At 62.5% G+C, this 4150-nt stretch carries 4 protein-coding genes; 3 read left to right on the plus strand and 1 reads right to left on the minus strand.

Features of this window, described 5'->3' with window-relative positions; all coding sequences use genetic code 11:
* Positions 1-52: 52 nt before the first annotated feature.
* Positions 53-553: an inorganic diphosphatase gene (locus HGSM_RS11150; RefSeq protein ID WP_040595184.1), complete on the minus strand. Its 501-nt coding sequence runs from the start codon at positions 551-553 to the stop codon at positions 53-55.
* 283 nt (positions 554-836) lie between these two features.
* On the opposite strand from HGSM_RS11150, the gene dacB reads away from it, so the two are divergent.
* The 3 genes from dacB to tilS form a co-directional block, all read left to right on the plus strand.
* Positions 837-2264 carry a D-alanyl-D-alanine carboxypeptidase/D-alanyl-D-alanine endopeptidase gene (gene dacB / locus HGSM_RS11155; RefSeq protein WP_040595185.1) on the plus strand — a complete coding sequence of 476 codons (1428 nt, stop codon included), beginning with the start codon at positions 837-839 and terminating at the stop codon, positions 2262-2264.
* Positions 2261-3448: a zinc-dependent metalloprotease gene (locus tag HGSM_RS11160; RefSeq protein WP_019148850.1), complete on the plus strand. Its 1188-nt coding sequence runs from the start codon at positions 2261-2263 to the stop codon at positions 3446-3448. Before dacB ends, HGSM_RS11160 begins: the two co-directional genes overlap by 4 nt.
* A partial coding sequence (gene tilS / locus HGSM_RS11165; RefSeq protein WP_019148851.1) for a tRNA lysidine(34) synthetase TilS occupies positions 3445-4150 on the plus strand: 706 nt, incomplete at its 3' end. The genes HGSM_RS11160 and tilS, both read left to right, overlap by 4 nt.

A 4150-nucleotide genomic window follows, 5' to 3' on the forward strand; every position in this document is an offset into this window, starting at 1 on the left:
CCCTTAGTCGAGTGTCTTGCTTCGCTGCGACCCTCAACACGGGCAAGTTCCCTTAGTGCTCGTCGTAGTACCCGGCGTCCTGGGCACGCTTGAACGAACGCTCAATCTCTTCCTCGGCCTCTACGCGACCAACCCAGTGAGCGCCCTCAACGGACTTACCTGGCTCAAGGTCCTTGTAGACCTCGAAGAAGTGCTGGACCTCAAGACGGTGGAAGTCAGAGACATCATCGATGTCCTGACGCCACGCGGCACGCTGGTCAGCGGTTGGAACACACAAAACCTTGTCATCTCCGCCGGCCTCATCACGCATGCGGAACATGCCAAGCGCGCGGCAACGAATGAGGCAACCAGGGAAGGTTGGCTCCTCGAGCAGCACGAGAGCGTCGAGCGGGTCGCCGTCTTCACCGAGGGTTCCCTCAATGAAGCCGTAGTCGTCAGGGTAGCGGGTTGCCGTAAAGAGCATACGGTCAAGACGAATGCGACCTGTCTTGTGGTCAACCTCGTACTTGTTTCGCTGACCCTTAGGAATCTCGATAGTTACGTCGAATTCCACTTTCATCCTCCGTTGCACCATGGCCTGGGCGGGTTACGCGCCTAGGAGGTGTATTCAATAGACTGGTTTCTGGTCTGATTGACCCTTTTACAGGGTAAACGACAATGGTACGCCGCGGGGCCCGAAATCGTTGTGATTCGTGTCCAGAGGGCCAACACGCGCCCACTTCCCAGTAGGCTTGCAGGTGAGCCTGTTACATGTTGAACGGGCATGCGTTAACCCGTGTCGACGCCCGTGAGCACGCCCAAGAGCATCTAAAGAAGGTGGGTCATCCGTGGGACTCATGTCCAAGGCCGTCGGTGGCACCGTAGCCGCTGCACTCGTACTTGCTAGCGGATACTTCTGGGCTGACCTGCACGACCTCGTCCCCGGCGTCCTCACAATCGCCCCGGAAACCCCCGACCCCAAGCCGTTTCCCACCGTCAACGTACCTGAAGCACGGCCTGAGGTTGCCCAAGTACTCAGTGCTTTGCCCGCCGGCGCGCCCATCCCCACGGCCGCACACGTCTCCGAACTCGTCAAAGAACTCACCGGAAACACTGACCATCTAGGCAAGAGCGTCGCGGTCATTGTCACAGACGGGATTACTGGAGAGGTCCTTGGCGAATCAAGCGCGGACAAGGCCGTCATCCCTGCGTCCGTGCAGAAACTCTTCACGGCTGTGGTAGCACTCGACCAACTCGATCCCAACCAGACCCTTCGGACCAGGGTAGTTCTCTCCGGAACTAACACGCTCTACCTTGCGGGGGAGGGCGACATGATGCTCTCCGCCAAGAAGGGCGACCCAGACGCCACCAATGGCCACGCAGGACTCCAAGACCTCGCGGAACAGGTGGCTGCGAAGCTCAAACTCGCGGGAATCGAGGAGGTCAACCTCAAACTCGACGAGTCCGCCTTCCGAGGAAACCCGCTGGGCCCATGGGACGAGGACCTCGTGCCACTCGGCTATGCGGCACCCGTCTCCGTGGTCGCGGTGGATACGGGCCGGCGTTCCGAGGGCAACTACGCGCCGCGGTACACCGACCCCGCGCTGGAAGCCGCCAAATCATTCGCCGCCCGACTCAAGGAGCAGGGCATCGCTGTGAAAGGAGCGGTGTCCAAGGGCGTCTACGAGTCTGCCGGGGCCGCGCTCAACGCCACGGGCGACAACCTGCTCGGCGAGGTGAACTCCGCGCCCATCCCGCAGATCGTCCAGTACTTCCTCAAGTCATCCGACAACACGATCACGGAGATCATCGGTCACACGATTGCGCGTGACCGTGGCCTTCCTGCCTCGTTCTCAGGCTCGACGACCGCGGTCGTTCAGGGCCTCGGCAAGCTGGGAATCGATACCTCCAAGATCAAACTGGTGGACTGCTCCGGTCTGGGGGAGAGCTCCTACGTAACCGCCAGGTCCATCGATCAGGTGCTCGAACTCATGGTGTCCTCAGATTCCACAAACATGATCGACGCAGTCAACGGCCTGCCCATCGGCGGGCTCTCCGGGACGCTCAACGACCGGTTCATTGAACGAAACGGCCGCGGCCTCCTCCGTGCCAAGACCGGAAGCCTCCCAGAGGTGACCGCCCTAGCGGGAACCGTCGTCACAATCGACAATCGCCTCCTGACCTTCACCGTGATCGCAGACAAGATCCCGAAGGGTGGCCAATGGGGTGCGCGCAAGGCGGTTGACACCTTTGTGGAGAAACTGACGGAGTGTGGTTGTTCATGAAGTTCAAGGAGCTCCTCGGCGAGCTGACCGCGCAGCGTCGAAGCCGACCGAACTTTGCAGAGATGAGTCCGTGGGAACGCTCCGCCGTTCTTGCGGGCAAGATCGTTCGCACGGGACCTGACGTCTCGCGCAAGAAGGCCGAGGAAGTGGTCGAGGTGCTGCGTGAGCAGTCCGCCCTCGCGTCCACGATGATTGGCGACATCGCTAAATTGGAGCCCGCACCGAGCCACCGTGCCACCTACGGTGACACGCTCGCAGGAATCTCGGTGGTGGACCGCGCCAACTGGGCGATGTGGGCGGCGCGTGGAATCGGCGAGATCATCGGCGTCACCACAACGGAGCCCGTTGAGGATGAGCCGGAGCCGTCTGACCTCAACTCAACCGTCGAAATGACGGCCGTTCTCACGTTCCTGTCCCAGCGGACGCTGGGCCAGTTCATTCCGTTTACCGACGATTCAGTAGCTTCCAACGCCACCGCGGCACTGCGGCCTGGTCACCTTGTGTTGGTTGCGCCCAACATCCTTGCCACGCAGCGTGCGATGGCCGTGGATCTGAAGGATTTTGCGCTCTGGATCGCGCTCCACGAGCACACGCACGCACTGCAGTTCGCCACGGCACCGTGGCTCACCAACTACATGCGCGAGCAGAGCGACCTCCTCATTCGTGGCTTCGACTCCGAGGCTTCCCTGATCAAGTGGGTGCGCGGAATCGCGGCAACTCTCCGCGGACAAACTTCCGTCATTGAGTACTTCCTGTCTGAGGAGCAGAACGTGCACCTCGACAACATCACCGCACTCATGTCGGTCCTTGAAGGCCACGCGGACGTCATCATGGACAGGGTTCCCCGCGAACACCTGCAGTCCAAGAGGGTGCTGCGGCGAAAGCTGAACGCCCGCCGAGTGACGTTGACCCGGTCAAAGGAACTGCTGGGGCGCGTAGCGGGAATCGAGGCCAAGACGCAGCAGTACCTGGTGGGCGCGCAGTTCGTCCGTTCTGTGATCAGTGCATCGAGCCTTGAACGCTTCAACCGAGTGTTCGACGGTCCCGATTTCTTGCCTACCGTGCCCGAGCTGGGGGACGCCGCAGCCTGGCTCAAGCGCACGGACGCGCTCCTAGGCATCAACGCTAGGGACACCAGTTCAGAAGATGTGTCTGAGGAGACCTCAACCCAGGGCGCCGAGTGAGTCTGCCACCCCTGGCCGTGCGGACGGGGCGAGCGGCCCTGCGTGCGTCCCTCGAGGACCTCCCCGGTGGAAGCCTGGTCGCGGTCGCATGCTCGGGAGGCGCAGACTCCCTAGCCGTCGCTGCTACCCTCGCGTTCGTGGGCCGCCATGCAGGTTGGAGAACTGCAGCCTTCCTGATCGACCACAACATGCAGGCCGGCTCAGCCGACGTCACGCAACGAGCCGCGCAACAGTGCCGTGACCTGGGGCTTGAGTCGATCGTCGTGAAGCAGGTAGATGTGGCGCAGGGACCGGCGGCCGGGGGACCGGAGGCGGCCGCGCGCACAGCGCGCTACGCCGCGCTGGACGAGCTCGCCCGCGAGCATGGCGCGAGCGCCGTGCTGCTCGGCCACACAATCGATGACCAGGCAGAAACCGTTCTGCTGGGTCTCGCGCGCGGATCCGGCGCACGGTCGCTGGCCGGGATGCGCGCCCGCAAGGGCGTCTACCGGCGCCCATTTCTAACCATGACCAGGGCGGACACTGAGGCGATCTGCGCCCACGAGGGCCTGTCCTATTGGACAGACCCCACCAACGTGGACGTGGATGGCCCCCTGCGCTCGCAGGTGCGTGGCCGGGTTCTACCGCTTCTCGACGATGTACTAGGTCCCGGCATCACTTCCACGCTCGCTCGAACGGCTGAGCAGCTGCATGAAGATGCGG

Origin of the sequence: Timonella senegalensis JC301 (genome assembly GCF_000312125.1) — a bacterium.
Taxonomy (GTDB): domain Bacteria; phylum Actinomycetota; class Actinomycetes; order Actinomycetales; family Cellulomonadaceae; genus Timonella; species Timonella senegalensis.